The 3,210-nt window shown below is 74.3% G+C and carries 2 protein-coding genes; one reads left to right on the forward strand and one right to left on the reverse strand.

Going from position 1 to position 3,210, the window contains the following annotated elements; all coding sequences use genetic code 11:
• Window positions 1-2,428: glycoside hydrolase family 65 protein (locus ACSNOB_RS31665; protein WP_436691078.1), on the reverse strand; the 2,428-nt coding region annotated here is incomplete at its 3' end.
• A gap of 170 nt (window positions 2,429-2,598) precedes the next feature.
• Here ACSNOB_RS31665 and ACSNOB_RS31670 point away from each other — a divergent pair.
• Window positions 2,599-3,210: phosphatase PAP2 family protein (locus ACSNOB_RS31670; RefSeq protein WP_436691080.1), on the forward strand; the 612-nt coding region annotated here is incomplete at its 3' end.

Below are 3,210 nucleotides of genomic sequence, written 5' to 3' on the forward strand. Positions count from 1 at the left end.
AAGTACGCGTCGCCCCGGTCCGGCACCGACCGGGCGAACCACTCCCGGTTGTCGAGTTCGAAGCGCAGCAGGGCGGCTCCGGGCCGGGGTCGGGGACCTCGGGCATCGGCCGGACCACCGCTTCGCCGCCGGTGACCCGCAGCGGCTCGCCGTGGTGCCACACCTCGATGCCGGTCTCCGGGCCGGCGTCGGGCAGCTCGTAGCGGGCCTCGTTGCGGGTGAGGGCGACCCGGAGCCGGTGACCGCGCCAGCGCAGGTGGAACGCCAGCCGGTCGATCGCGGCCGGCAGCCGCGGGTCGAAGGAGAGCACGCCCCGGTCGTCGCGCATCCCGCCGAAGCCCTGCACCAGCGCCAGCCACGCGCCGGCCAGCGACGCCAGGTGCAGCCCGTCGCCGGTCTTGTCGCCCAGGTCCGCCAGGTCCTGCAGCACCGACTCGGCGAACAGGTCGTACGCCAGGTCGAGGTGCCCGACCTCGGCGGCGAGCACCGCCTGCGGGGAGGCCGACAGCGACGAGTCCCGGACGGTCCGCGCCTCGTAGTAGGCGAAGTTGCGCGCCTTCTCGTCGGCCGTGAACTCCCCCGGGCAGCGCTGCATCGCGAGCACCAGGTCGGCCTGCTTGACCACCTGCCGGCGGTAGAGCTCCAGGTAGGGGAAGTGCAGCAGCAGCGGGTAGTCGTCGTCGGAGGTGTTCGCGAAGTCCCACTCCGGCTGCTCCGTGAAGCCGGCCGCCTGCTGGTGCACCCCGCGCTTGCGGTCGTACGGGACGAGGACCGCGTCGGCGGCGGCCCGCCAGCCGGCCACCTCAACCGGGTCCACGCCGAGCCGGGCCGCCGCCTCGGGGTGCCGCTCGGCGGCGTCGGCGGCGCCGCGCAGGTTGCGCCGGGCCATCAGGTTCGTGAAGACGTTGTCGTCGACGAGGGCGGAGTACTCGTCCGGGCCGGTCACCCCGTGCAGGTGGAAGGTGCCGGTGTCGGACCAGTGGCCGAAGCCGTGCCACAGCCGGGCCGTCTCCACCAGCAGCTCCAGCCCGGTCTCGGCGAGGAACTCCTCGTCGCCGGTGGCGGCGACGTAGCGCAGCACCGCGTCGGCGATGTCGGCGTTCACGTGCAACCCGGCGGTTCCGGCCGGCCAGTAGCCGGAGCACTCCCGGCCGCCGATGGTGCGCCACGGGAAGCTCGCCCCGGCCAGCCGCAGCTCCGCCGCGCGCTCGCGGGCCTCGGGCAGGTGGGCGTGCCGCCAGCGCAGCGCCGAGCGGGCCACCCGCGGGGCGAGGTAGGTCAGCACCGGCAGCACGTAGCCCTCGGTGTCCCAGAGGACGTGCCCGTCGTAGCCGTTGCCGGTCAGGCCCTTGGCCGGGATGGTCCGGTCGCCGTCCGGCCGTCCCGCCTGGATGAGGTGGAACAACGCGAACCGGATGGCCTGCTGGAGTTCGACGTCGCCGTCGAGCAGCACGTCGGCCGCCTGCCAGGCGTCGTCCAGCGCCGCGCGTTGGGCGGCGAGCAGCGCGTCGAAGCCCGCCGCGCGGGCCGCCCCGGCCTCCTCGACCACCAGGCCGGCCAGTTCCTGCGGCGGCGTCGCGTCCACCGCCGCGCACTCGTACGCGGCGAACTTGGTCAGCCGCACCCGCTCGCCGGCGCGCAGCGTCCCGGTCAGGGTGAGGCGCAGCCGGTCGGGCGCGCAGTCGACGCCGGTGGCGAAGCCGTCCGGGGCCCGCACCTCGTGCGCGACGGCGACGGCGACCCGCTGCCCGCTGCGCCCGGTGCGGTGGACGAGGACGCCGTCGTGCCCGTTCGAGTGGCGGTACTCCGCGGTCAGCGGATCGGTGATCACCGACGCGGCGCGGGGGTCGTCGGAGCGCTCCGGCACCCGCTCGTTGGCGAGCAGGTCGGCGCAGACCCGCACCTCGACCGTCCCGTCCAGCGGCTCCACGCTCCACCGGACGGCGGCCACCGGGCGCCGGGGCAGCGAGACCAGCCGGGTGCTGCGGACGCGTACGCCGCGCCCGGTCGGGGAGACCCACTCGGTGTGCCGCTCGACCACCCCGGCGCGCAGGTCGAGCACCCGCTCGTGGACACGCAGGGTGCCGGTGCGCACGTCCAGCGGCTCGCCGTCGACCCAGAGCCGGATCAGGGCGGCGTTCGGCGCGCTGATCACCGTGTCGCTGAGCTGCGGGAAGGCGTACCCGTCCTCGGGGTAGCTCAGCTCCCGCCGCTCGTGGAAGCCGTTGAGGTAGCTGCCGGGCATCCCGTACGGCGTGCCCTCGTCGAGGTTGCCGCGCCAGCCCACCCACCCGTTGCCCAACGCGAAGATCGACTCGGTCTCGGCGAGCCGGTCGAAGTCCGCCTCCGTACGCCGGATCCGCCAGACCTCGTCGTCCCCCGTCCCGCGCACGGCCGGCGGTCGATCGGCGGTGGGGGTGTCGTGCACAACGCCTCCAGGAGTCGACGTACCGGGGTCAACCGTGGCAGACCGGGCTGAGAGGTCGCTGAGACGAAAGTCAGGTGCGCCACCTGACCAACGCACACTGCGTCCGGCTTGCAGATGTTCCAGGGTTGTCTGGCCGCTAAACGCGGTATGAACGATCGGTGAGGTGAATCATGGTTGATGCGGACGTGCCGGATGTTCCGGAGATCAGCGTCGAGTGGTACCAGGACATCGTCGACTTCGCCGCCGACACCCCGCAACCGGTGCAGTGGTTCGCCGGGCACTTCACCGAGGGTGCGATCCTGCTGCTCGGCGCACTGTGGCTGGTGGCGGCCGTGTCCCGGCTCGGAGGTGGGCCGCGCGACCGGGCGTACGCCCTGGTGACGCCGGTGGCGGTGGTGCTCGCGTACGGGTGCAGCGAGGCGCTGAAGACGGTGGTGGACCAGGAGCGCCCCTGCCGGGCGGTCGCCACCGAGCTCGCCATCGTCGCGAGCGAGTGTCCACCGACGGGCGACTGGTCCTTCCCCAGCAACCACTCCACGATCGCGGGCGGGCTGGCGGTGGCGACGCTGCTGCTGTCCCGCCGGGTCGGCTGGGTGGCGTTGCCCGTGGCGGTGCTCGCCGCGTTCTCCCGCACCTTCGTCGGCGTGCACTACCCGCACGACGTGGTCGCCGGCGTCCTGCTCGGCGCCGCGGTCACCGCGCTGCTCACGCCGCTGCTCGCCCGCCCCGCCGCCGGGCTGCTCCAGCGTCGCGCCCGCCGCGCCGAACGCCCCGTCCCCACC

This window comes from Micromonospora sp. URMC 106 (assembly GCF_051386395.1).
Taxonomy (GTDB): Bacteria; Actinomycetota; Actinomycetes; order Mycobacteriales; family Micromonosporaceae; genus Micromonospora.